We start from the raw sequence: 25,078 nt of genomic DNA, 5'->3' as shown, positions 1-25,078 counted from the left end.
ATTTGGCATTATTTTTCAAGTAAAAAGGTAATAAATTTTTAGTTGCTTTTCTTTCAAAATTATTCAAATCTTTACCCACCTAACAAAACTTTATGCGCCCACATGATTTACTTTTACCTCGTGATGATACTACAGTATCACCTTCTCAATGGCCAAGAGTTATGCGATTATTAACATTTCGTTCTTTAATGGATTTACCATTAAATTTACCCCGATTTTCTTGAGATTTTCGTTTCTTACCTTTTCTTCTTAAATTTTTACTAGTAACCTTTTCAAGTAATCCAGAATAAATTCAATTGTAAATTGTTTTAAAACTAATAATTCATTCTTGATGAAAATTTTTAATTCTGCCATAAATTTGTTCAGGCGATCAACCTAATAATAATTTTTGTTGTACATATTTTACTAATTCTCTATTTTTAAATTTATGAAAATAAACATGTAATTGTTTTCTATTTTCTGCTTTATTTTGTGCAATTAATGAAAAATAATGATTATTATCTTTATTTCTATTAACTTCTCGATTAATAGTACTAATACTTCGATTAAGATTTTTAGCTATTTCACTAATTTTTACTTTAAATTTCAATTGATTCTCAATATAAATTCTTTCATCTATGCCAAGATGTTTGTATCCCATATAAAAACTCCTTAAATTTACTTTTTCTAAAATAAACTTAGCATCATGAAATTTTTATATGAAATCTTTTGCAATTTTATTTACTTGCACTTACAAGTATAATTCAGCAATTAAATAAGGAAAGGAATGTTTATTGCAATAATATTTTCTAGAAAATAAATCAGTTATTAGAATTTTAAAATAGGAGATAGACAGAATGAGAGGCAAAAGATTTATTAAAAGTTTTATTAATATTTTAGGAATTACAATCATTATTAATTTAATTTTATTATTAGTAAATAAATCTTCATTAGGAGAAATGGCATCAAAAATAACTGTCGGAACCACTCAAAATGAAAAATTTAGTTATGCTGGTTGATCAATGGTTCAGTGATTAATAAATTTTACTATTATTGGTTTTATTATTACAATTTATTTTTGAGCAACGCAACAACCATCAATGGCAGAAAGGTTTAGCGGGTTAAAACAAAAAGGTTAAAAGTAGAAAACATATATTTTAAATGCCTGATAAGCAAACTATCAGGCATTTTTATGATTTAATATTTTTAAAGAAGGATTTCTTTATTGAAAATTAGCAAAATAATTTGTATAATAGACTTGGTACATAACCTTTAATTTTATCTACTATTTTGATAATTATTTTTTAGATGAAATACAAATGTTAGATAAATACAAAGATAAAAATGAATTTTATAGTTTAGTCGGCATAAAATGTTATAGTTATGTACCAAGTCTAATATAATTTATAAATGAAAGAGGGATTTAATATTGAAAAAAGGATATTGAAGTTTAACAATCGCAAGAATTTTATTATTGTTAGCTTTGATTTTTATTATTATTCAATATATAATCTCATTAAGCTATGTTCAAAATAAAATTAATGATATTTTTACCAATGCTTTAGATAGCAGTAATTTGCAACAACATGTATTGGCAGAATTTAAACCAATACAAGATTTTTTTCCTTTAATTATTATTGTAGCATTATGTTTAAGTTTAAGTTTATGAATAATTGTTATTACTAGTATTTTATTTATTAACAAAAAGGGTATTTGTTTTTATGGACCATTTGTCTTATTGTTTTTAGTAATATTAAAAATAATATTATTAATAATGATAACATTTTATAACGAAATTATTGTTGATGATTTAAATTTTTTTGCTCAAAGTCATAAGTGAAAGTTAACAATTATTAAAAATCAATTTCAAAGAATCTTACAATTTAATATTAATGATATTTTTAACATTATTAGCATTATTTTATTATTATGTAGTACTACAATACTGTTATGAATATTTATTTTTAAAAAACAAGAATATTCATTTTTACTTTTTAAAAATAAGCAAGAGTTATTTTCTTATCTTAAAATAAATTATAAGCAATTATCAATTATTTCATAGAAATGGATTACAATACAAATGAAATTTCAAAAAACAATATTTTTTTATATTATTATAATGATGCTAACAACATTAATATTGTTTTTTATTATTTTAGTGCCAAATTGTAAAGTTAAGTGCAACTAAATTATTTTTCTAACCAAATATTCGATTGGCGAAAGATAATTTAGTATTTTTCTTGGTCTTTGGTTTAAAGACAATATAAATTTATGAACTGCATTTTTAGTAGTGTTTGAAAAATTAAATTTTTTAGGAAATTTTTCTCTAATTAAACCATTAGTATTTTCATTAGTACCTCTTTGTCAAGGTGAATATGCATCAGCAAAATAAATTTTCACATTTAAATTTTTTTCAAGTTGTTGTCAATTAGCAAATTCTTTACCCCTATCAAATGTTATAGTCTTAACAAGATTATTTGGAAGAATTGATAAATAATGACTAATATTTTTGTTAATGCCAAATTGTAAAGTTAAGTGCAACTAAATTATTTTTCTAACCAAATATTCGATTGGCGAAAGATAATTTAGTATTTTTCTTGGTCTTTGGTTTAAAGACAATATAAATTTATGAACTGCATTTTTAGTAGTGTTTGAAAAATTAAATTTTTTAGGAAATTTTTCTCTAATTAAACCATTAGTATTTTCATTAGTACCTCTTTGTCAAGGTGAATATGCATCAGCAAAATAAATTTTCACATTTAAATTTTTTTCAAGTTGTTGTCAATTAGCAAATTCTTTACCCCTATCAAATGTTATAGTCTTAACAAGATTATTTGGAAGAATTGATAAATAATGACTAATATTTTTGTTAATAACTTTAGTAGTTCTATTTTCAACTAATATTGCTAAAGTAAATCTTGATGTTCTTTCAACTAAAGTTATTAAACATGATTTACTTTTACCTCGTGATGATACTACAGTATCACCTTCTCAATGGCCAAGAGTTATGCGATTATTAACATTTCGTTCTTTAATGGATTTACCATTAAATTTACCCCGATTTTCTTGAGATTTTCGTTTCTTACCTTTTCTTCTTAAATTTTTACTAGTAACCTTTTCAAGTAATCCAGAATAAATTCAATTGTAAATTGTTTTAAAACTAATAATTCATTCTTGATGAAAATTTTTAATTCTGCCATAAATTTGTTCAGGCGATCAACCTAATAATAATTTTTGTTGTACATATTTTACTAATTCTCTATTTTTAAATTTATGAAAATAAACATGTAATTGTTTTCTATTTTCTGCTTTATTTTGTGCAATTAATGAAAAATAATGATTATTATCTTTATTTCTATTAACTTCTCGATTAATAGTACTAATACTTCGATTAAGATTTTTAGCTATTTCACTAATTTTTACTTTAAATTTCAATTGATTCTCAATATAAATTCTTTCATCTATGCCAAGATGTTTGTATCCCATATAAAAACTCCTTAAATTTACTTTTTCTAAAATAAACTTAGCATCATGAAATTTTTATATGAAATCTTTTGCAATTTTATTTACTTGCACTTACAAGTATAATTCAGCATAAAATATAATTCCTTTGAAAGGAGGATTTTTATTTATGTGAAAATTTTTATCAGCTTTAAATTTAGTATGTATAATGTTTGTCTCGGGATGTAGTAAAAATAGTAATGATTTAAAAACATATAAATTACAATTTTCTAAAATTGGTAAAAGTGCTTGAATTAGTAGTAATTTTTTGTATAGACCTCAATATTTAGAAATTGATGCCAATGATTTAAATATTCCTAATTATCTCAATGAACAAGTATCGCATAATGGTAAATTTACGATAAGAAATACCGAACAAAATAGTGTCATTGGATTTGCTTTTTATTTATTAGTTGATGTACGAAGTAATGTTTATAACCAACTTTGTGATTTTTACCTTAATAATAGTGCTCGTAAATCTGCATTTTCTAAGGATTTTTATGTAATAGATACTTTGGTTGATGTTAAAATTTCTATTCATAAATTAGAAGACGGATTTTATTTAACTTCATTCTCAGCGGAAATGCCTCATTAATTTAGTAATTAGACTTGGTACATAACTATAACTAGCTTAATTCAAAATTATATATTCCTGAAATTAAGTTAAATCGTAATCCAAATCTTCTAATCTTATTGCGATAACGATAAACTAGTATTTTAAATCTTTTTAATCTAGCAAAAACATGTTCAATGGCAATTCTAACTTTACTTAAAAAGCTATTATATTCCTTTTTATCTGGATTTAAGGGATTATTTTTACTCTTTTTAATTGGCAATAATGTATTTTTATGAACATTTTGCAAACCTTGATAGCCTGAATCGGCAATTAATTCTAATTTTGGATTTATAAGTGTATTTGATTTTAAAAATAACTTATAATCATGAATACTGCCATAACAAAAATCTACTGAAATAATTTTATTGTTAAATAAATCAATAATTATTTGCGATTTTAATGAATGTTGCCTTTTCTTACCAGAAAATAATAATTTTAGTTTTTTTTAATTCTTTCAATTGGAATTTCTGTAGCATCAATTGCTAATAAATTATTATTAGTAACTTTATGTTCCAATAATATCTTTTTGCCAGGTATATGAAAGTGACTATTTTTTATTAGAGTATTTTCAACTCAAAAGATATTACGAATACAACTAACATGACTAATATTATATTTTTTTGCAATAATACGATATGTACTATATTCTTTTCAGTATTCTAAAGTCATAAGTAATCTTTGCTCTATTGATAATTTATTTGGTCTACCACCAATTTGTTTTTGTTTAGCTTTAGCTTCTTTTAAAATTTCTACCATTTTCATGAAAGTTTTATATTTTATGCCTATTAGACTATAAAATTCATTTTCGTCTTTGTATTTATCTAACATTTGTACTTCACCTAGTAAATAATATTATCAAAATAGTAGATAAAATTAAAGGTTATGTACCAAGTCTATTTAATAACCATTCTTGAAAATCGTATTTTTTTAATACGGTTTTCTTAATCTTAAGGAGTTTAAAAAAATGAAATATATTATTTCCCAAACTGATTTAGCAGATTTAAAAGCAAAAGTACAAAGTTGATTAAGTGCTAATTGTCGTAATCCTTATTACTATAAAACTAAAAAACGCATTACTGCCTATTTAAATTTATGTACTTATTTCTATATTGCAGAAACTTCTTTAACAAAACTTATTAAAAAATATTTTAAGAATGCAACGAAAAGCTTTTATCGTTGGGCACAAAAAATTATGACCGCTTATTATTCTGATAATTTAGATTTGTTATTGTTTAAAACTACAAAACCACAAAATCTTAATTATCAATATAGTTTAAATTCTCGTGAAAAGGTATGTGATTTATATTTTGATTACAAAAATATCAAAGCCGGTGGAATGTGGTCTTTATTTAACAATAGACTTGGTACATAACCTTTAATTTTATCTACTATTTTGATAATTATTTTTTAGATGAAATACAAATGTTAGATAAATACAAAGATAAAAATGAATTTTATAGTTTAGTCGGCATAAAATGTTATAGTTATGTACCAAGTCTAATTTAAAAATCGGTTTTCACGATGCTAAAAATTCAGAAGTTCCTAAAAATATCAAAACTTTTTATCGTTGAATTAAATCTGACCCTCGTTGAAAAGAATTAAAACAACAAATCAAACAAACAAAACGCCATTTTAAGCGGTATGAAGTCTCCGAGATTGGTCTTTTACAAATGGATGCCAAAATTATTACCACATCAAATTTTCCGGTTGATAAAAAATATTACATTTATGATTTCATTGACGAAATGACACGGATAGTATTTGGTTATGTTTATGATAGTTTAGGAACCAATAACGCAATTAATGCCGTGCAAAGAGCAATGAAAGATTTTAGTGAACTTGGCATAACAATTAAACGCCTTCGTACTGATAATGCTCCAGAATTTACTACTACCAATTGAAGTAATAAAAAAGCATACAAAGTAAAAGAAAGATCTTTTACAACCTTTCTTTCAAAAAACGGAATTGTTCACGAGACGACGCCAATTCGTTCACCACAATCAAATGGCAAAATTGAACGATTCCATCAACATTATACCAAATTATTTTATGCTAAGGATAAAAGATTGAATCAAAACGAACTCCAACATTATTTAAACAAATATTATTACTTTTACAACTTTGAACGCCATCATTCATCATTAAACACTAAAACTCCATTTCAAACATTACAAAAACTTTTAATAAAATAATTTGTAAACTTTTAAACAAGCTGGTAGTGTTGTGTTTTATTAAACTATTTGTTGCTATAGTATGTTAAATATTTTTATTGTCTTGTAACATAGTTAAATTCTCCGCTACTTCTCATAACTATATCTAAACCAACATTACTAGGAAGAGAATTATAACAATTATTAATATTTTCAATTTTATTTAATAAAATATTAAAAATTTTATTATTATAATCATTCCCATTGACTCTGTCATCTCTATGCATCATGGAAACAAAATTTTTTAAATATTCATTAAATTTTTTCGAACTTAAATTATCATATTTATCATATATAGTAGCTCACGATTCTTTTTTAATTTTTATAAAAAGTAATGTTTTATAATGTGTAGCTCCTCATTGATAATCAATGCCTTCTACATTTTTTACATAACCTTTATTTTGCCCACACCTTTTATCTCGTTTTAAATTTTCTAAATTATTATTTTCAATTTGTGATGAAAATGGTTTGTTGGCAATAATACCTGACATTCCACCCCCTGCTATTGTTATTGTTCCTAAAATTCCTAGAAATTTTTTCATATTAATCAAATCCCTTTCATGAATTTTTACTAATTAATAAAATTAATAACACTTTTTCCTTTCTCCAAAAATTAATCTACAGTCTCTAGTCTCTTTGCCTTGGAATTTAATTATAAACTATTTTTGAAAATTTCTCGCATTATTTTATAATTTTTCGTCCCTTTTTTAAAGGGCGCATAAAGTTTTGTTAGGTAGGTAAAGATTTGAATAATTTTGAAAGAAAAGCAACTAAAAATTTATTACCTTTTTACTTGAAAAATAATTAATAAAACAAAATATTTAATATTAACAAACATATTCTTAATAAAAGGTTATAAAAACTAAGTAAAATGCTTATAAAAACAACATTAAAATAATTTTTTACAACAAAAATCATACATAAGAAATATATACTTAATTTGCATATTGAAATAATTTATAGTAAATGACTATTTTTTCTTTTGCTGAATTATACTTGTAAGTGCAAGTAAATAAAATTGCAAAAGATTTCATATAAAAATTTCATGATGCTAAGTTTATTTTAGAAAAAGTAAATTTAAGGAGTTTTTATATGGGATACAAACATCTTGGCATAGATGAAAGAATTTATATTGAGAATCAATTGAAATTTAAAGTAAAAATTAGTGAAATAGCTAAAAATCTTAATCGAAGTATTAGTACTATTAATCGAGAAGTTAATAGAAATAAAGATAATAATCATTATTTTTCATTAATTGCACAAAATAAAGCAGAAAATAGAAAACAATTACATGTTTATTTTCATAAATTTAAAAATAGAGAATTAGTAAAATATGTACAACAAAAATTATTATTAGGTTGATCGCCTGAACAAATTTATGGCAGAATTAAAAATTTTCATCAAGAATGAATTATTAGTTTTAAAACAATTTACAATTGAATTTATTCTGGATTACTTGAAAAGGTTACTAGTAAAAATTTAAGAAGAAAAGGTAAGAAACGAAAATCTCAAGAAAATCGGGGTAAATTTAATGGTAAATCCATTAAAGAACGAAATGTTAATAATCGCATAACTCTTGGCCATTGAGAAGGTGATACTGTAGTATCATCACGAGGTAAAAGTAAATCATGTTTAATAACTTTAGTTGAAAGAACATCAAGATTTACTTTAGCAATATTAGTTGAAAATAGAACTACTAAAGTTATTAACAAAAATATTAGTCATTATTTATCAATTCTTCCAAATAATCTTGTTAAGACTATAACATTTGATAGGGGTAAAGAATTTGCTAATTGACAACAACTTGAAAAAAATTTAAATGTGAAAATTTATTTTGCTGATGCATATTCACCTTGACAAAGAGGTACTAATGAAAATACTAATGGTTTAATTAGAGAAAAATTTCCTAAAAAATTTAATTTTTCAAACACTACTAAAAATGCAGTTCATAAATTTATATTAGACTTGGTACATAACTATAACATTTTATGCCGACTAAACTATAAAATTCATTTTTATCTTTGTATTTATCTAACATTTGTATTTCATCTAAAAAATAATTATCAAAATAGTAGATAAAATTAAAGGTTATGTACCAAGTCTATTGATGATAAAAAATATGAAAAAATTTGTGATATCTTAGATAAATATAGTTTATTTCAACGCAGTTCAAAATTAAATAATTCTTTTAGAAGAAAAAATATTATTTCTAAATATGTTAATAAAATAGTAACTGATGAAGAAGTTTCTTTTATTGATTGTTTACGAAAAAAATGCAAGTTATTTTCTGAAAATGGAACAAGGAGTCGTTTATACATAATGCCATTAATATCGCATCAAAATAAAGTTAAAGAAGAGTTATTTCCTAAACAAGAAGATAATTTAAAGTTAATCCAACCTGTTTATCAAGAAGTGCTAATAGGTGCTAATAATAAGAAAAATAAGCGAGACTCTAAAAGTGATGTTATTGATTTTAGTCATTTAAGTTCGCAAGAAGAACTTTGCATTTCAGAGATAGATAACAATGAGAAACAACAAAAACGAAAAGAAAAAGCAGAATCATTAAAAAAGCAATATAACGAAATAAGTGAATAATAATTAAAAGTTAGCTAAATGAATAGGAAGTTTTAAGGATGAATAATGAGATATTTTTAATGCAAATAAATGGGTTGCTAGTAAGAATTCCGCAATTTTTATGTCAAATATTGGCATTAAATACTAATAGAAATATGCAATTACAACAAGTTGAAGAGCAACTGAGTAATCCGTTAACTTTACAACATATGCAAGAAAGATATGCTGATGCGACTAATTTAGCATTTTTACAAGAACAATTGCGAACATTTCAACAAAATTGTTTTAATAATTGAGAAAATGTTGATTGGCAAACAAGAAATTCACAAATTATTTTTGTTAGTGAAAATCTTAGTAATATTTTAGGAATTGCTAGAATGCCAATAGAATTATCGATTCAAGAGCAAAGTAATTTTATTATATCAAGATTATGAGAAAATGCTAATAATGATGTTGACGGCGGATATATTCCCCTGCATCTCGCTATTTTAGAAGGTAATATCCCGCTAACACAGTTATTGTTACAATGTGATAGTAGTAATGTTAATTTTCAGACACCCAATAATGAAACATCGCTTCATCTAGCTACGCGTACTAATAATATTAGATTAAGTGAATTATTACTTGCCAATGGTGCCAATGTTGATGTTCAAGATAATGGCAATCTGACAGCCCTTTATAATGCTGTTGATAATAATAATTTAGTATTAGCTAGTTTATTAGTAGAAGCTGGTGCTGACCCAAATTTACCTGATGAAGAATCTGAAGAGGATCTGCCACTTCATCTTGCTGTCCATCACGATAATCTTTTATTAGTACAACTTTTACTAGAAAATGGTGCAAATCCTAATTTACAAAATGAAAATAGTGAAACCCCGCTTCATCTTGCAATGCGGAGCATTAATGTTTTGCCATTAGCTCGGTGCTTATTAGCATATGCTGCTGATATTAATGCCCAAAATGATAGTGAAGAGACAGCCCTTAATATTGCTGTGCGTTGTGCTAATTATGATGCGGTCCATTTATTAGTAACCAATGGTGCTGATGTGACAATACTAGATTCTGAAAATCAATCACCAATTTATTTAGCTTTACTTGATGATGATTTAAAAATGATTAAGTTATTTATTGAGTATGGTGCTGATGTTAATTGTTGTACTTCTAGTGGTGATACGCCTCTACATTTAGCGTTAAATGAAAATGACTTTGAATTAGCACAATTATTTATTAGACTTGGTACATAACTATAACATTTTATGCCGACTAAACTATAAAATTCATTTTTATCTTTGTATTTATCTAACATTTGTATTTCATCTAAAAAATAATTATCAAAATAGTAGATAAAATTAAAGGTTATGTACCAAGTCTATTGAAAGGGGTGCTAATCCAGATATTCTATTTAATGATAATAATACCCCGTTACATATCGCAAGTCGCAATTTTGCCGGATTAACATTTATGCAAATGTTAATTCAACAAGGTGTTAATGTAAATACTACTAATATGGTGGGTAGTATGCCAATTCATGAAGCGACATTTGTAAATAATATTTCAGCAATGCAATTATTAATTAGTGAAGGAGCTAGTGTCAATGTTATTAATAATATTGGAGCGCCATTGCATATTACAATAGACTTGGTACATAACTATAACATTTTATGCCGACTAAACTATAAAATTCATTTTTATCTTTGTATTTATCTAACATTTGTATTTCATCTAAAAAATAATTATCAAAATAGTAGATAAAATTAAAGGTTATGTACCAAGTCTAATAATTACTGGTGCGATTACAACAGCAACTTTTTTATTAAGAAATCGGGCTGATGTCAATATTAGAAATAATAATCTTGATACGCCATTACACTTAGCAGCTATGGGGAAAGATTTTAAAATGGTGAAGCTATTACTAGAAAATGGTGCTAATGTTAATGTGCAAGATTATTGTGGTCTTACGCCCTTACACTGAGCAGTTTATAATAGTGATGTCATAACAACTACTATTCTCTTAGAAGCAAACGCTAATATTAATATTAGAGGATTAAATGGGGCCACACCATTTGAACTTGGAGAATATTTTAATAATTTTGAAATAAGAAATTTGATGTGAGAACAAGTTAATAAGAATATTAAGAAAAGTGATGCTAATATTTGTTTAGTGGAAAAAAATATTCAGCAACAACAAGAAGGTTTATTTAATGATAAAAAATGTCACAAGCAAAAAATAGAAGTGGCAACAAATAATAGAAATTCTAAGAAATTTAAAGTTAATGAAATTTCACAAAAAGATTTAGACGAAGCAGGAACATCATCAGGAATTACAATGAATACTAATACTAAAATAAATATCCAGCCAGAACCGAGTTGTCCTTTACCAAATTTATCAGAATATACTTTTATAGATGAAGAAATGTCAGAACAAAACCAAAACAAAAAAAAGAATGATGATTTAATCAAGCAGATGCTAGAAGATAGAGAAAGAAAGAATAGAAAAAGAAAGAGCAGAGAAAGAGAAGATCTTTTATAACTTTAAATAGTAAAAAGACTTAGAGGATTATCACTCTAAGTCTTTTTACTTATCTTTAATTATACTTAATTTATTATTAAATAATACGGTTATATCATTCAACAATTAAAGATTCATTAATTTCCGAATTTAATTCATTTCTTTCAGGATAACGAATGTAAGTTCCAACAATATTTTTGCGATCAAAGCTAACAAATTCCAATGTTCCAGCATTTAATTCAATTGCTTCTAACAGTTTTGGATTGTTCTTATAATTTTCTTTAATTGTAATCTTATCATTAGGTGATACACGATAAGAAGGGATATTAACTTTCTTATTATTTACTAATATATGACTGTGATTAACTAATTGGCGAGCTGCACTTCTTGTTCTTGCTAAACCTAAACGATAAACAATGTTATCTAAACGAGATTCTAATAAAATTAAAAAGTTAGTTCCTGTAACACCACTCATTTTTTTGGCTTTTAAAAATGTATTTCGAAATTGTTTTTCATTTAAACCATACATATATCTTACTTTTTGTTTTTCTTGTTGTTGTAAACCATAGTTAGATAATTTTCTTCTTCTTGCTCCGTGTTGTCCTGGAGCAGTTGTACGCTTTTTTCCTTTAGCAAATTCTTTTCCAGTTTCTAAAATTGAAAATCCAACTCTTCTTGCAATTCTAAAAATAGCTCCTGTATATCTTGACATAATAAAAACTCCCTTATCAATATATTTGACATTATAAAATCAGTGAGTTTAAATTAAACTCTAATTAAGATAGATTACTATTCGCCATTGCAGCAAAGGCTACTTAAAGTAAAAGATTAAGCAATCTATTTGCAACTTAATTATGTTTAAAAGCTGTGATTTAATTGTCTTTAAGTATTATATAAATTACTTTCTTAAATGTCAATACAAGTTTATTTAAGGGTCGCGTTTAGTTTTCTTAGGTATTGCTTTGAAGAAGTAAAACAATCAGCTAATTATATTATTTAATTACTAAACTAACCCTGCCTTTCCTTGTTATTGTCATTTTTATTCATGATTATTTTACCATATTATTGAATTTTTACACACTAAAAATTATTAATATTATTAAATTTTCACTAATATGCCAAATTGTAAAGTTAAGTGCAACTAAATTATTTTTCTAACCAAATATTCGATTGGCGAAAGATAATTTAGTATTTTTCTTGGTCTTTGGTTTAAAGACAATATAAATTTATGAACTGCATTTTTAGTAGTGTTTGAAAAATTAAATTTTTTAGGAAATTTTTCTCTAATTAAACCATTAGTATTTTCATTAGTACCTCTTTGTCAAGGTGAATATGCATCAGCAAAATAAATTTTCACATTTAAATTTTTTTCAAGTTGTTGTCAATTAGCAAATTCTTTACCCCTATCAAATGTTATAGTCTTAACAAGATTATTTGGAAGAATTGATAAATAATGACTAATATTTTTGTTAATAACTTTAGTAGTTCTATTTTCAACTAATATTGCTAAAGTAAATCTTGATGTTCTTTCAACTAAAGTTATTAAACATGATTTACTTTTACCTCGTGATGATACTACAGTATCACCTTCTCAATGGCCAAGAGTTATGCGATTATTAACATTTCGTTCTTTAATGGATTTACCATTAAATTTACCCCGATTTTCTTGAGATTTTCGTTTCTTACCTTTTCTTCTTAAATTTTTACTAGTAACCTTTTCAAGTAATCCAGAATAAATTCAATTGTAAATTGTTTTAAAACTAATAATTCATTCTTGATGAAAATTTTTAATTCTGCCATAAATTTGTTCAGGCGATCAACCTAATAATAATTTTTGTTGTACATATTTTACTAATTCTCTATTTTTAAATTTATGAAAATAAACATGTAATTGTTTTCTATTTTCTGCTTTATTTTGTGCAATTAATGAAAAATAATGATTATTATCTTTATTTCTATTAACTTCTCGATTAATAGTACTAATACTTCGATTAAGATTTTTAGCTATTTCACTAATTTTTACTTTAAATTTCAATTGATTCTCAATATAAATTCTTTCATCTATGCCAAGATGTTTGTATCCCATATAAAAACTCCTTAAATTTACTTTTTCTAAAATAAACTTAGCATCATGAAATTTTTATATGAAATCTTTTGCAATTTTATTTACTTGCACTTACAAGTATAATTCAGCATATATATTAATTTTATATTTTTACTTACTTAAATCTATTATATTTATTTGTTACAGCATTACCTTTATAATTAATTCAACTATCATCATTTTTATTATTATATTTATTTCATAATGAATTTTTATATATTTCTTTTCTGATTTCTATTTCTGAATTAATATTTTCATTAATATAATGTAATACATTTAATTTGTTTAAATTTGCCATTCTTAACTGTAATAAGTTATTTAAATTCTTATGATTATATATTTTTGCTCCATATCCTAATTGTTGTTTTACTAAATGTGATACATCACTCTCGATGCTACAACCGATATTTCATTCTAAATTTTGATTATGAATGCCGTGCTTATTATTACTGAAATAATTACTCGCCCTCCTTAAATTTGTTTTAATATCTTTATTTAATTCATTTTTAGCGACATTACGAATGTTTTTTATCAATTCTTGATGATTTCCATTTTTATATAATAGACTTGGTACATAACCTTTAATTTTATCTACTATTTTGATAATTATTTTTTAGATGAAATACAAATGTTAGATAAATACAAAGATAAAAATGAATTTTATAGTTTAGTCGGCATAAAATGTTATAGTTATGTACCAAGTCTTGTGTAAAAATTCAATAATATGATAGAATAGTAATAGACTTGGTACATAACCTTTAATTTTATCTACTATTTTGATAATTATTTTTTAGATGAAATACAAATGTTAGATAAATACAAAGATAAAAATGAATTTTATAGTTTAGTCGGCATAAAATGTTATAGTTATGTACCAAGTCTAATGAATAAAAATGACAATAACAAGAAAGGTATGGTTAGTTTAGTAATTAAATAATATAATTAGCTGATTGTTTTACTTCTTCAAAGCAATACCTAAGAAAACTAAACGCGACCAAAGGTGATATTAAATTAACTAATAATCTTAATGAATGATATAATAGTTTACCGATTAATGCTATAAGTGTTATTAATGAAAAAAACTATAAAACTATTATTTCATATTTACTTATTAATAATGTTTTAACAATTGAAAATAATAAAATTATTTTAAATGTAAAAAAGAATGAAACCGTTATGTATGTTTGATCAGAATTTTATTGATATTGATTTGGTTATTGAAGATTACATTTAGATGCTAGTGATTGCTTAAATATTGCCCATGTTTTAAATAATGGCGGAGATATTGGTAGTATAATTGGTGATCAATTACCAAACTTTGTGGGAAATGTAACTTCTATTGTTTCTGGCATTATTTCTATAATGGGAGCAGATTTTAGTTATTGAGCAAATAATAATGGCGTGGTTATTCATTTTTATGCTTTAATACCGCTTTATTTTGTTGGAAAATAGACTATGTGATGGGAAAATAAAATATGATTTTAGATAAAGATAAATTATTTTATAGTGGGATAGTTATTTCAGGAACTATTCAAATCTTTCTTATTATTTTTTTACCGTTCTGTTTATTTGATTTATCTTATTTATATGGTTATTTTCAAGAAAATTGAAAAGCAACTGAGTGAATATGAGTCTCTTTGATGATTAATTTTGGTGCCATGATTATTGGCTTATTAGTAAACATTATTGGATTTTTCTTAAGATATTCATATTTTCGGATTATTCACGGAATATTAATTAGTGCTACAAGTATGTTTACAATATTTTTTATTTTTACAGGAATATTGATTGTATTATCATCACAAAATAATACTTTTATTAATCGTAATAGCAAAAAAATGTTTTCCATAGGTTCAAAAGGAGCTTTAGTAATGGCTATTTTGCCAGTTGCACAAGCAATTATTATTTTTAGCATTAGTAATTACTTTGCATGATTAGCAAAAAGTATTGCTCATTTTGAAACTCAAGCATTAATTTTTATAATATTTTTCTGTATTAGACTTGGTACATAACTATAACTAGCTTAATTCAAAATTATATATTCCTGAAATTAAGTTAAATCGTAATCCAAATCTTCTAATCTTATTGCGATAACGATAAACTAGTATTTTAAATCTTTTTAATCTAGCAAAAACATGTTCAATGGCAATTCTAACTTTACTTAAAAAGCTATTATATTCCTTTTTATCTGGATTTAAGGGATTATTTTTACTCTTTTTAATTGGCAATAATGTATTTTTATGAACATTTTGCAAACCTTGATAGCCTGAATCGGCAATTAATTCTAATTTTGGATTTATAAGTGTATTTGATTTTAAAAATAACTTATAATCATGAATACTGCCATAACAAAAATCTACTGAAATAATTTTATTGTTAAATAAATCAATAATTATTTGCGATTTTAATGAATGTTGCCTTTTCTTACCAGAAAATAATAATTTTAGTTTTTTTTAATTCTTTCAATTGGAATTTCTGTAGCATCAATTGCTAATAAATTATTATTAGTAACTTTATGTTCCAATAATATCTTTTTGCCAGGTATATGAAAGTGACTATTTTTTATTAGAGTATTTTCAACTCAAAAGATATTACGAATACAACTAACATGACTAATATTATATTTTTTTGCAATAATACGATATGTACTATATTCTTTTCAGTATTCTAAAGTCATAAGTAATCTTTGCTCTATTGATAATTTATTTGGTCTACCACCAATTTGTTTTTGTTTAGCTTTAGCTTCTTTTAAAATTGCTGAATTATACTTGTAAGTGCAAGTAAATAAAATTGCAAAAGATTTCATATAAAAATTTCATGATGCTAAGTTTATTTTAGAAAAAGTAAATTTAAGGAGTTTTTATATGGGATACAAACATCTTGGCATAGATGAAAGAATTTATATTGAGAATCAATTGAAATTTAAAGTAAAAATTAGTGAAATAGCTAAAAATCTTAATCGAAGTATTAGTACTATTAATCGAGAAGTTAATAGAAATAAAGATAATAATCATTATTTTTCATTAATTGCACAAAATAAAGCAGAAAATAGAAAACAATTACATGTTTATTTTCATAAATTTAAAAATAGAGAATTAGTAAAATATGTACAACAAAAATTATTATTAGGTTGATCGCCTGAACAAATTTATGGCAGAATTAAAAATTTTCATCAAGAATGAATTATTAGTTTTAAAACAATTTACAATTGAATTTATTCTGGATTACTTGAAAAGGTTACTAGTAAAAATTTAAGAAGAAAAGGTAAGAAACGAAAATCTCAAGAAAATCGGGGTAAATTTAATGGTAAATCCATTAAAGAACGAAATGTTAATAATCGCATAACTCTTGGCCATTGAGAAGGTGATACTGTAGTATCATCACGAGGTAAAAGTAAATCATGTTTAATAACTTTAGTTGAAAGAACATCAAGATTTACTTTAGCAATATTAGTTGAAAATAGAACTACTAAAGTTATTAACAAAAATATTAGTCATTATTTATCAATTCTTCCAAATAATCTTGTTAAGACTATAACATTTGATAGGGGTAAAGAATTTGCTAATTGACAACAACTTGAAAAAAATTTAAATGTGAAAATTTATTTTGCTGATGCATATTCACCTTGACAAAGAGGTACTAATGAAAATACTAATGGTTTAATTAGAGAAAAATTTCCTAAAAAATTTAATTTTTCAAACACTACTAAAAATGCAGTTCATAAATTTATATTGTCTTTAAACCAAAGACCAAGAAAAATACTAAATTATCTTTCGCCAATCGAATATTTGGTTAGAAAAATAATTTAGTTGCACTTAACTTTACAATTTGGCAATTTCTACCATTTTCATGAAAGTTTTATATTTTATGCCTATTAGACTATAAAATTCATTTTCGTCTTTGTATTTATCTAACATTTGTACTTCACCTAGTAAATAATATTATCAAAATAGTAGATAAAATTAAAGGTTATGTACCAAGTCTATTGTAGGAATTATTAGTGTTATTTTAACAACAATTGTTTTAACTAATAAAATAATTAGTTCTATTAAACTTTTAATTATTACCATTAGTATTATTATGTTAGGTTTTCCAATGTTATTAGGAACGATCTTTGGTTTAATTTTATTAGTTAGTCAAATGGAATATATTGATGAAATAACTATTTAATATTTTCTAATATTTAAAATTAGTGAATTTATGTAATAAGACTGTGTAATCTACAAGTAACACACCCTTATAATAGGTTGACAAAATATACGGTATATTCTATACTTGCTTGGTGCATTAGATATTGCTATTGCATATATAAAAAGTAAATAAAAATTTAATAAAAATTTAATACAATTATTGTGAAGAACTCGGGTTTTATTTAAGTAGTATTTGAATGAATAATGTCTTGGGTCTTTGTTTTTTAGAGCGGGGTTGCTATGGCGGATATTAATAAAAGAATGGAATTGTTAGTTAATCATTTGAAGGAGTATGGCTTTGTTTTTCAGGGTTCGCAAATTTATGGTGGGTTAAGTAATAGTTGGGATTATGGTCCGTTGGGAGCACAGTTGAAAAATCGTTTGCAACATTTGTGATGGGAACGGTTTGTGACGAAGCATCCTTTGAATGTTGGACTGGATAGTGCCATTATTATGAACAGTAGTGTTTGGGAGGCTTCGGGGCATCTTGATAATTTTTACGATTTATTTGTGGATTGTAAAAGTTGTATTAAGCGGTTTCGGGTGGATCATTTGTTAAGCAATGTGACTGTTGATTTTCAAAAATTGCGTGCTGATGAATTGCAAGCCTTATTAAAAGAACATCAAGTTGTGTGCCCTAATTGTAAGAATAATAATTTTACAGCGGTTCGTTCATTTGATTTGATGTTCAAAACTCAACAAGGGGTTTTAGCAAATGATCAAGGTGTTGTTTATTTACGACCAGAAACAGCGCAAGGAATTTTTGTAAATTTCAAAAATATTCAACGAAGTTTAAGAAAGAAATTGCCCTTTGGGGTAGGTCAAATTGGAAAAGCTTTTCGTAATGAAATTACTCCGGGACACTTTATTTTTCGGACAAGAGAATTTGAGCAAATGGAATTGGAATTTTTTTTTAATCCTAATGATCAAACGGAGTGATTTGATTATTGATTAAGTTATTGTCAGCAATTTTTATTAGATGTTGGTATTAAACAGGGTAATTTTAGTTTAAATGAACACGAAGATAGTGTTTTAGCTCATTATGCGAAGCGAACTGTGGATATTGAATATAATTTTCCTTTTGGTAAGCAAGAGTTATGGGGTATTAGTAATCGTTCTTCTTTTGATTTAAAAACGCATAGTGAACATAGTGGTGAAGATTTAAGTTATTTAGATTCAGAATTAAATGCGAAGATATTTGCGAATGTTATTGAACCGTCAGTCGGTGTTGGCAGATTAATGTTGGCCATTTTAAATGATGCTTATGATGTTGAGATTTTGCCAGATAATAGTAAACGCACGATATTGCGATTAAATCATAATTTGGCTCCTTATTATATTGCTATTTTACCTTTAAGTAAGCAATTAAATGAAGAAGCGTATAAATTATATGAAGAGTTAGCTAACGATTTTTTAGCAACTTATGATGAAACGCAAAATATTGGGAAAAGATATCGTCGTCAAGATGCTATTGGAACGCCTTATTGTATTACGGTTGATTTTAAAAGCTTAAGACGGTGAAGAAGAAGTGTAACGGTGCGTTTTCGCGACACGATGGTGCAAAAACGAGTAAAAGTTAGAAAATTAAGAAAATACCTTAAACACTTGCAAGAACAAAATTAAAGTGTAAGGAGAAATAAAGCTAGTATGGTTAATCCTGAAAAAATTTCTCTCATTAGAACGAGAACTAATATTACTGAAATTATTGGTCAATATTTAAAATTGCAAAAAAAAGGTCGTAACTATTGAACAGTTTGTCCTTTTCACGAAGACAATGCGCCTTCAATGAGTGTTTCTCCTGAAAAACAAATTTATCGGTGTTTTTCTTGTCAAGCTTCTGGGAATGTATTTACTTTTTTGCAAAAATATAAAAAAATTTCCTTTTTAGAAGCTTTAAAAGAAGTAGCAGCACTTGTAAATATTGATTTACAAGAATTAGAGCAATGAACAAAAAATAAATATGATAGTGAAACTTTGAAAATATTTGCGATTAATGCTTTAGCTTGTGAATACTTTATGTATCATTTAGATAGCAAAATTGGTATTCAAGCAAAAAAATATTTAGAACAGCGAAATATTGATAATAAGTTAAGAGAACAATTTAGTATTGGATTGGCGCCTAGCGAAGATGGACTAGTAGCATATTTACAACAAAAAGGTTATAAACCTAGTGAATTAGTTATTTCTGGTTTAGTTGTTTATCAAAATAATCATTTTAATGATTATTTTAGAAATCGGATTATGTTTCCGATTCGTGATATAGAACATAATATCATTGGTTTTTCGAGCCGTTCATATTTGGAAAATCAACAACCAAAATATATGAATACCTTAGAAACTAATATTTTTAAAAAAAATCAATTATTGTATAACTTAAGTTTTGCAAAAAATCATTTGCATCAAGATAAGTATTTATTAATTTGTGAAGGATTTATGGATATTATTGCTTTAAGCAAAATTGGCATTAACAATGCCGTTGCCATTATGGGAACAAGTTTAAGTGCACAACATTGTTCAATATTAAAAAAGGTTACTAATGAAATTATTTTATTTTTGGATGGTGATGATGCTGGAATTATAGCTGCGTTTAAAATGATTAGTGAATTATGATATCACAAATTTAATGTTAAAGTAGTAAACAATCCAACAACATTGGATCCCGATGATTTAATTAAAAAAGAAGGTGCAGTAGCAGTTCGCGCTTTAATTAAAAATAGTATTCATCCTTTAGACTTTGTTTTAAATTATTTTCAAAATAATTTAGATTTAAAGAAAATTGATAATGTGACTGAACTTTTAAAAAAAGTTACTCCATTTTTTCAGTTATTACATAGTGCTGTTGAAGTAAATTTTTATTTAAATAAGTTGGAAACAATAACTAATTTGAATAAAAAAATCCTTGAACAAACATTGTTTGCTAAGCAAACAATAGAAACTACTGATAAAATAAATCCTAAAAATGCTGGGGCTAATAAGAATTTATATTTAAATCCGATTGAGAAATCGGAAAATATTATTATATTTTCGTTACTTTATACAAAAGAAACATTAACTAATAGCGAATTAAATAATTTTTCCTTAATTGATCCCATTAAAAAAGTTTTATTATCAGAAATTATTAGTTGATATGATAAAAATCCGCAAGCAGGAAAAGTAAATTATGAAGATTTTCTAAAATCATTACAACAAGAACAAGTAAAAAAGTCGTTAGAAATGATTTATAGTCTTTATAATAAACAAGAATTTGTTTATCGCCCTAAGTTAATTAATGATTGTCAAGAAACTATTTATAATTATTTAATTAAATTAGAAAAAGATAAATGAGCAAAAAAATGATTAGCAACTAATAATGTTAATGAAAAAATAGCAATTGGGGAAAAAATTATTAGTTTGTCAAAAAATATTAAAAGAGAAAAGAGTGGTCAATAGATGCGAAAAAGAATATTTAAAAAAATAAAAACTTTTGATGAGATTAAGTATGACTTATTAAAAAAGATTAAAAAAAATGATAATCATATTAGTCAAGAAGAGGTTTTAAAAGCATTTGAAATGTTAGATATTGAAGATGGACTCTTAGAATCTTTTATTAATGAACTACAAAATGATGGTGTTGTTTGAACCGATTTAGTTGATGATGATGAAGTTGAAGTTCATATTGATTTAGAACATTCTGATTTTGAAGATGATGATATTGTTAAAGAGCGAGCTATTTTTGATGAAGATGATGATATTATTATTAACTTTAAAAATAATGGTCCAAGTATTTCTAATGAAACTAAAATTCATGACATTATTAAAGCCTACTTTAATCGTTTAGGTTCAAGTAAAATTTTAACAAAAGAAGAAGAAGTAAAATATGCAAGAATGTTGGATTCATCTGATCTTGAAATTAAACAATATGGACGAAATAAGTTAATTATTTCTAACTTAAAGTTAGTTGTTTCAGTAGCTAGAAGGCATACTAATCGTGGTTTAGATTTTTCAGATTTAATTGAAGAAGGAAATATTGGTTTAATGAAAGCAGTTGATCGTTTTGATTATCGCCGAGGATTTAAATTTTCTACTTATGCAACTTGATGAATTCGTCAAGCAATTACAAGAGCGATTGCTGATCAAGCAAGAACGATTAGAATACCGGTTCATATGGTGGAAACTATTAATAAATTAACAAGAATTGAACGCCAATTAACTCAAGAATTAGGTCGGGAACCAACCCATACTGAAGTTGCAGAAAAAATTGGTTTGGGAATGACTGCTGAAAAAGTTCGTGAAATTAAACGATTATCAATGGAACCAGTTTCTTTAGAAAAACCAATTGGCGAAGAAGATGATACACACTTTGCTGATTTTGTTGAAGACAAAGATATTTTTTCACCAGATGATTATGCTGAACGAGAATCATTACGAGAACAATTAGATAAGGTTTTTGAAGAAATCTTAAATAAACGCGAGGAAAAGGTTATTCGGATGCGTTTTGGTTTACTACCAACTAAAATTCGATCGCTAGTTGATTTAGCAGAAGAGGGAAGCGAAAAAGATGAATTAATTAGTGAAATAATGAATTTAGATTTTAAGTTTGATACGCCAATTGAAAAGGTAATTAATTTAAATGATTATGTTATTGATAAACATTTAACTAAGTATGATTCACCAAAAACATTAGAAGAAGTTGGTAGTGAATTTGGTGTTACCAGAGAAAGAATTCGTCAAATTGAAGCTAAAGCTTGTCGCAAACTAAGAAGTCCTTCAAAGTCAAGAGTTTTGAAAGATTTTTATAAAGGTTAATAATGAAACTATCTCATCGTTTAGCAACAATTGCTAATTTAGTTAATCCTAATGATATTGTTGCTGATATTGCTTGTGACCACGGTTTAGTTGCTATTTATTTAGTAAAGAAAAAAGGAATGAATAATATTTTTGTTAGTGATATTAATCCTAAAGCATTAGTACAAGCTCAGAAAAATATTATTCAAAATCAATTACAAAATAATATTTTTCCAATTTTAGGAGATGGCATTAAATGAATTAATGCTAGTGATAACATTAATTGTGTTATTATTGCGGGATTAGGTGCCAAGACAATTATTAATATTTTAACTAATGATTATCAATCAATTAATCGTTATATAATTCAAACAAATAATGAAATGTCTAAAATTCGTAAATGAGTCCAAGACCACAATTATTTTATTGAAGACGAATTATTAATTAAAGATAATAATTTTATTTATGAGATTATTGTTATTAATAAAACGCACGGTTGTTTAATTGTTAGTGATGAACAAATTATGTTTGGACTAAATTTAGAAAATAAATATGAGTTATTATTTAACAAAATGTGAACCGACAAACTTTTTCATTATGAAAATATTATCAATAAATTAACCCCAAATCAAATTAATGCCATAATGAATTTACAAGTTTTGTTAATTAGAAATAAATTGCAAAAGCAAAAGGAGAAATAAAGATGATTAATGTTAATGATTTACGCAATGGCATGACTTTTAGACATAGTGGTAATCTATTTTTAGTCTTAGATACTGGTCGTGCTCAAGCTGGAAGAGGCCAAGCAAATGTTAAAGCTAAAGTTAAAAATTTGCGAAGCAATGCAATTATTAATTTAACTTTTACTAGTGGTGATAAAGTTGAACGGGCGCATCTTGATAAACGCGTGATGCAATATTTATATAGTGATGGCAATAACTTGATTTTTATGGATAATGAAAGTTATGAACAAGTTGAAATTAATAAAACAAAAATGGCATGAGAATTAAAGTTTTTAACTTCTAATTTACCAGTTCAAGTATTACAATATGATAATGAAATTTTAACGATTTCGTTACCAGATAAAGTAACTTTAAAAATTATTGAAGCTGAACAGGCTGTTAAAGGTGATAGTAGTTCTTCGCCAAGCAAAAGAGCAGTTGCTGAAACTGGATTAGCATTACAAGTACCATTATTTATTAATACAGATGATTATATTGTTGTTTCCACAGTTGATGGTAAATATCAGCACCGAGCTTAAAATAACCTAAAAGGTTATTTTTTTTATGTCATAATTATTACAAACATATAAAGGAGTTAATTAAAGTGAAAATTGGATTTTTAGGTGCTGGTAATATGGGGAAAGCAATTATTGATGGGTTATTAAATACTAATGCTTTTACTAATGAAAATATTAAAGTTGTTATTAATAGTGATAAAAGTTTTCAATATTGAAATAATCGTCATATTAGTGTAAGTAAACAATGAGAATTTTTAAGGGATTGTGAAATAATTATCTTAGCATTAACCCCACAAGATATTTTAAAATTAAAAGAGCAGTTAACAAATTTATTTACTCAGAAAATAATAATTTCTGTGGCATCGGGAATTAATATGACATTGTTAAAAACAATATTTAAAGATTGTGAGGTTACAAGAGTAATGCCCAATACTTCTTGTCAGTTTAATAATTCAATGACAATGATTTGTGAAGAGGGTAATGTTATTGCTAATGAGCAAGCATTAAACATTTTTAATTATTGTGGTAAAACCATTTCATTAAGTGAAAAACAAATTCATTTGTTTATTGCTATTTGTGGTAGTGCTAGTGGTTATTTATATCATTGATTACAACCGTTAATAGAAATTGCTGAAAATAATAATCTTAGTAAAGATGAAGCCAAAACAATTGTTGGTGGTTTATTACTTGGTGTTGCGACAAATATTTTAAATAGTGATTTAGAGCTAAAAAAATTGCAAGAAAATGTAACATCGCCTGATGGTACAACAATGGCAGCAATTAAAGTTTTTGAAACTAATAACTTGCAAAATATTATTAGTGATGCTGTAAATGCTTGTATGTTAAGGAGTAAACAACTAGAAGATAGTATCTAAAATTAAAATTATCAAAAATAAATAAAAATTATCAAAAAAATAGTATAATATTTCTAATCCAAAATCTTAAAATTTATGGTAAATAATCATATTTAAGGAGCTGACAAATGAAAGTATTATTATCTATTGCAAGTATAATGAGTTTAACAGCACCAACATTACCAGTGCCAACAAGTAATATCGAGACTGTTATTAATAATGATATTAAACCGCTTGGTGAAGAAATCATAATAAGTAATAAGGAGGAATTACTTCATAATGTGAGTACTATTGCAGGTGCTAGTGTTAATAATAACATTTATTTTGGAACTTATCACGGTGCTTATGTTATTGACCAAAAAACTAACAAAGCAAAATTATTATGTAAGGATGCTTTAAATGTTAATGAATATCGCCATATTCGTGTCGTTGCTATTGATAGCAATAAGAATATTTATTTTGGTACTTTTAGCAATGGCGCATATGTTTTGAAAGTTGGTGCAACTACTGCAACTAAAATTGAAGGCGTTAGTAGTG

General features: G+C 25.4%; 30 protein-coding genes and 1 pseudogene. 20 read left to right on the top strand and 11 right to left on the bottom strand.

The features are described from left to right. Positions 1–79: 79 nt before the first annotated feature. A complete protein-coding gene (locus ACFEL5_RS03930; RefSeq protein ID WP_375315022.1) occupies positions 80–640 on the bottom strand; it encodes an IS30 family transposase in 561 nt (186 codons plus the stop codon). A gap of 196 nt (positions 641–836) precedes the next feature. Here ACFEL5_RS03930 and ACFEL5_RS03925 point away from each other — a divergent pair, with 196 nt between their 5' ends. Both ACFEL5_RS03925 and ACFEL5_RS03920 read left to right on the top strand, forming a co-directional pair. Then, positions 837–1,118: a hypothetical protein gene (locus tag ACFEL5_RS03925; RefSeq protein ID WP_342190156.1), complete on the top strand. Its 282-nt coding sequence runs from the start codon at positions 837–839 to the stop codon at positions 1,116–1,118. Between the two features lie 290 nt (positions 1,119–1,408). Beyond that, positions 1,409–2,041: a hypothetical protein gene (locus ACFEL5_RS03920; RefSeq protein ID WP_342190155.1), complete on the top strand. Its 633-nt coding sequence runs from the start codon at positions 1,409–1,411 to the stop codon at positions 2,039–2,041. A 122-nt stretch (positions 2,042–2,163) separates the two neighbouring features. On the opposite strand, the gene ACFEL5_RS03915 is transcribed toward ACFEL5_RS03920, so the two are convergent. Both ACFEL5_RS03915 and ACFEL5_RS03910 read right to left on the bottom strand, forming a co-directional pair. Then, positions 2,164–2,520: an IS30 family transposase gene (locus ACFEL5_RS03915; RefSeq protein ID WP_375315021.1), complete on the bottom strand. Its 357-nt coding sequence runs from the start codon at positions 2,518–2,520 to the stop codon at positions 2,164–2,166. Then, a complete protein-coding gene (locus ACFEL5_RS03910; RefSeq protein ID WP_338966716.1) occupies positions 2,521–3,465 on the bottom strand; it encodes an IS30 family transposase in 945 nt (314 codons plus the stop codon). A 184-nt stretch (positions 3,466–3,649) separates the two neighbouring features. On the opposite strand from ACFEL5_RS03910, the gene ACFEL5_RS03905 reads away from it, so the two are divergent. Then, entirely contained in the window at positions 3,650–4,075 is a 426-nt protein-coding gene (locus ACFEL5_RS03905; protein WP_375315020.1) for a hypothetical protein, read from the top strand. A gap of 31 nt (positions 4,076–4,106) precedes the next feature. On the opposite strand, the gene ACFEL5_RS03900 is transcribed toward ACFEL5_RS03905, so the two are convergent. Together ACFEL5_RS03900 and ACFEL5_RS03895 are read right to left on the bottom strand one after the other, a co-directional pair. Next, positions 4,107–4,526 (bottom strand): transposase family protein, encoded by a 420-nt coding sequence (locus ACFEL5_RS03900; RefSeq protein WP_375315760.1) that lies wholly within the window; start codon positions 4,524–4,526, stop codon positions 4,107–4,109. Positions 4,527–4,531: 5 nt separating this feature from the next. Next, a complete protein-coding gene (locus tag ACFEL5_RS03895) occupies positions 4,532–4,924 on the bottom strand; it encodes a transposase family protein (RefSeq protein ID WP_375315019.1) in 393 nt (130 codons plus the stop codon). A 136-nt stretch (positions 4,925–5,060) separates the two neighbouring features. On the opposite strand from ACFEL5_RS03895, the gene ACFEL5_RS03890 reads away from it, so the two are divergent. Both ACFEL5_RS03890 and ACFEL5_RS03885 read left to right on the top strand, forming a co-directional pair. After that, positions 5,061–5,468: a hypothetical protein gene (locus ACFEL5_RS03890; RefSeq protein WP_375315018.1), complete on the top strand. Its 408-nt coding sequence runs from the start codon at positions 5,061–5,063 to the stop codon at positions 5,466–5,468. Positions 5,469–5,766: 298 nt separating this feature from the next. Then, positions 5,767–6,288, top strand: a complete 522-nt coding sequence (locus ACFEL5_RS03885) for a DDE-type integrase/transposase/recombinase (RefSeq protein WP_375315017.1) — start codon at positions 5,767–5,769, stop codon at positions 6,286–6,288. 74 nt (positions 6,289–6,362) lie between these two features. Here ACFEL5_RS03885 and ACFEL5_RS03880 read toward each other — a convergent pair whose 3' ends face one another. Beyond that, the gene (locus tag ACFEL5_RS03880) at positions 6,363–6,848 is read right to left on the bottom strand and encodes a hypothetical protein (RefSeq protein WP_375315016.1); all 486 of its coding nucleotides are present in this window, start codon (positions 6,846–6,848) and stop codon (positions 6,363–6,365) included. Between the two features lie 550 nt (positions 6,849–7,398). Here ACFEL5_RS03880 and ACFEL5_RS03875 point away from each other — a divergent pair. The 5 genes and pseudogenes from ACFEL5_RS03875 to ACFEL5_RS03855 form a co-directional block, all read left to right on the top strand. Next, entirely contained in the window at positions 7,399–8,385 is a 987-nt protein-coding gene (locus tag ACFEL5_RS03875; protein WP_375315015.1) for an IS30 family transposase, read from the top strand. Positions 8,386–8,625: 240 nt separating this feature from the next. Further along, on the top strand, positions 8,626–8,901 hold the full coding sequence (locus ACFEL5_RS03870; protein WP_375315014.1) for a hypothetical protein: 276 nt from the start codon (positions 8,626–8,628) through the stop codon (positions 8,899–8,901). A 38-nt stretch (positions 8,902–8,939) separates the two neighbouring features. Continuing rightward, positions 8,940–10,124, top strand: a complete 1,185-nt coding sequence (locus tag ACFEL5_RS03865; RefSeq protein WP_375315013.1) for an ankyrin repeat domain-containing protein — start codon at positions 8,940–8,942, stop codon at positions 10,122–10,124. Between the two features lie 112 nt (positions 10,125–10,236). Then, a complete protein-coding gene (locus tag ACFEL5_RS03860; RefSeq protein WP_375315767.1) occupies positions 10,237–10,632 on the top strand; it encodes an ankyrin repeat domain-containing protein in 396 nt (131 codons plus the stop codon). Beyond that, a pseudogene (locus tag ACFEL5_RS03855) lies at positions 10,610–10,813 on the top strand (ankyrin repeat domain-containing protein); the annotation flags it as partial. The gene ACFEL5_RS03860 and the pseudogene ACFEL5_RS03855, both read left to right, overlap by 23 nt. 673 nt (positions 10,814–11,486) lie before the next feature. On the opposite strand, the gene rpsD reads toward ACFEL5_RS03855, so the two are convergent. The 3 genes from rpsD to ACFEL5_RS03840 all read right to left on the bottom strand — a co-directional run bounded on the left by rpsD (position 11,487) and on the right by ACFEL5_RS03840 (position 14,028). Further along, entirely contained in the window at positions 11,487–12,101 is a 615-nt protein-coding gene (rpsD, locus tag ACFEL5_RS03850; protein ID WP_342189590.1) for a 30S ribosomal protein S4, read from the bottom strand. A 429-nt stretch (positions 12,102–12,530) separates the two neighbouring features. After that, entirely contained in the window at positions 12,531–13,475 is a 945-nt protein-coding gene (locus ACFEL5_RS03845; RefSeq protein ID WP_338966716.1) for an IS30 family transposase, read from the bottom strand. 133 nt (positions 13,476–13,608) lie between these two features. After that, on the bottom strand, positions 13,609–14,028 hold the full coding sequence (locus ACFEL5_RS03840; RefSeq protein ID WP_375315737.1) for a hypothetical protein: 420 nt from the start codon (positions 14,026–14,028) through the stop codon (positions 13,609–13,611). Positions 14,029–14,298: 270 nt separating this feature from the next. Here ACFEL5_RS03840 and ACFEL5_RS03835 point away from each other — a divergent pair, with 270 nt between their 5' ends. The 3 genes from ACFEL5_RS03835 (at position 14,299) to ACFEL5_RS03825 (ending at position 15,505) form a co-directional block, all read left to right on the top strand. Next, the gene (locus tag ACFEL5_RS03835) at positions 14,299–14,430 is read left to right on the top strand and encodes a hypothetical protein (RefSeq protein ID WP_375315583.1); all 132 of its coding nucleotides are present in this window, start codon (positions 14,299–14,301) and stop codon (positions 14,428–14,430) included. A 239-nt stretch (positions 14,431–14,669) separates the two neighbouring features. Continuing rightward, entirely contained in the window at positions 14,670–14,945 is a 276-nt protein-coding gene (locus ACFEL5_RS03830) for a hypothetical protein (RefSeq protein WP_375315736.1), read from the top strand. A 23-nt stretch (positions 14,946–14,968) separates the two neighbouring features. Next, on the top strand, positions 14,969–15,505 hold the full coding sequence (locus ACFEL5_RS03825; protein WP_375315735.1) for a hypothetical protein: 537 nt from the start codon (positions 14,969–14,971) through the stop codon (positions 15,503–15,505). 6 nt (positions 15,506–15,511) lie between these two features. Here ACFEL5_RS03825 and ACFEL5_RS03820 read toward each other — a convergent pair whose 3' ends face one another. Both ACFEL5_RS03820 and ACFEL5_RS03815 read right to left on the bottom strand, forming a co-directional pair. Next, the gene (locus ACFEL5_RS03820; RefSeq protein WP_342224590.1) at positions 15,512–15,877 is read right to left on the bottom strand and encodes a transposase family protein; all 366 of its coding nucleotides are present in this window, start codon (positions 15,875–15,877) and stop codon (positions 15,512–15,514) included. A 59-nt stretch (positions 15,878–15,936) separates the two neighbouring features. Further along, positions 15,937–16,299 carry a transposase family protein gene (locus tag ACFEL5_RS03815; protein ID WP_375315734.1) on the bottom strand — a complete coding sequence of 121 codons (363 nt, stop codon included), beginning with the start codon at positions 16,297–16,299 and terminating at the stop codon, positions 15,937–15,939. 58 nt (positions 16,300–16,357) lie between these two features. Here ACFEL5_RS03815 and ACFEL5_RS03810 point away from each other — a divergent pair, with 58 nt between their 5' ends. The 7 genes from ACFEL5_RS03810 (at position 16,358) to ACFEL5_RS03780 (ending at position 24,562) form a co-directional block, all read left to right on the top strand. Then, positions 16,358–17,302: an IS30 family transposase gene (locus tag ACFEL5_RS03810; RefSeq protein ID WP_338966716.1), complete on the top strand. Its 945-nt coding sequence runs from the start codon at positions 16,358–16,360 to the stop codon at positions 17,300–17,302. Between the two features lie 630 nt (positions 17,303–17,932). Beyond that, positions 17,933–19,306 (top strand): glycine--tRNA ligase, encoded by a 1,374-nt coding sequence (locus ACFEL5_RS03805; RefSeq protein ID WP_375315766.1) that lies wholly within the window; start codon positions 17,933–17,935, stop codon positions 19,304–19,306. Positions 19,307–19,330: 24 nt separating this feature from the next. Then, complete coding sequence (dnaG, locus tag ACFEL5_RS03800; RefSeq protein WP_375315733.1) at positions 19,331–21,112, top strand: DNA primase; 1,782 nt, start codon at positions 19,331–19,333, stop codon at positions 21,110–21,112. After that, positions 21,113–22,468, top strand: a complete 1,356-nt coding sequence (locus ACFEL5_RS03795) for a sigma-70 family RNA polymerase sigma factor (RefSeq protein ID WP_375315732.1) — start codon at positions 21,113–21,115, stop codon at positions 22,466–22,468. A gap of 2 nt (positions 22,469–22,470) precedes the next feature. Beyond that, on the top strand, positions 22,471–23,148 hold the full coding sequence (locus tag ACFEL5_RS03790) for a tRNA (adenine(22)-N(1))-methyltransferase (protein WP_338967955.1): 678 nt from the start codon (positions 22,471–22,473) through the stop codon (positions 23,146–23,148). 2 nt (positions 23,149–23,150) lie between these two features. Next, positions 23,151–23,708 carry an elongation factor P gene (gene efp, locus ACFEL5_RS03785; RefSeq protein ID WP_342190035.1) on the top strand — a complete coding sequence of 186 codons (558 nt, stop codon included), beginning with the start codon at positions 23,151–23,153 and terminating at the stop codon, positions 23,706–23,708. Positions 23,709–23,773: 65 nt separating this feature from the next. Beyond that, the gene (locus ACFEL5_RS03780) at positions 23,774–24,562 is read left to right on the top strand and encodes a pyrroline-5-carboxylate reductase family protein (protein ID WP_375315731.1); all 789 of its coding nucleotides are present in this window, start codon (positions 23,774–23,776) and stop codon (positions 24,560–24,562) included. Positions 24,563–25,078: the final 516 nt, after the last annotated feature.

The sequence above is a fragment of the Spiroplasma endosymbiont of Tipula paludosa genome (genome assembly GCF_964264785.1).
Classification (GTDB): Bacteria; Bacillota_I; Bacilli_A; order Mycoplasmatales; family Nriv7; genus Nriv7.
This window is presented reverse-complemented; position numbering and strand designations above follow the sequence as displayed.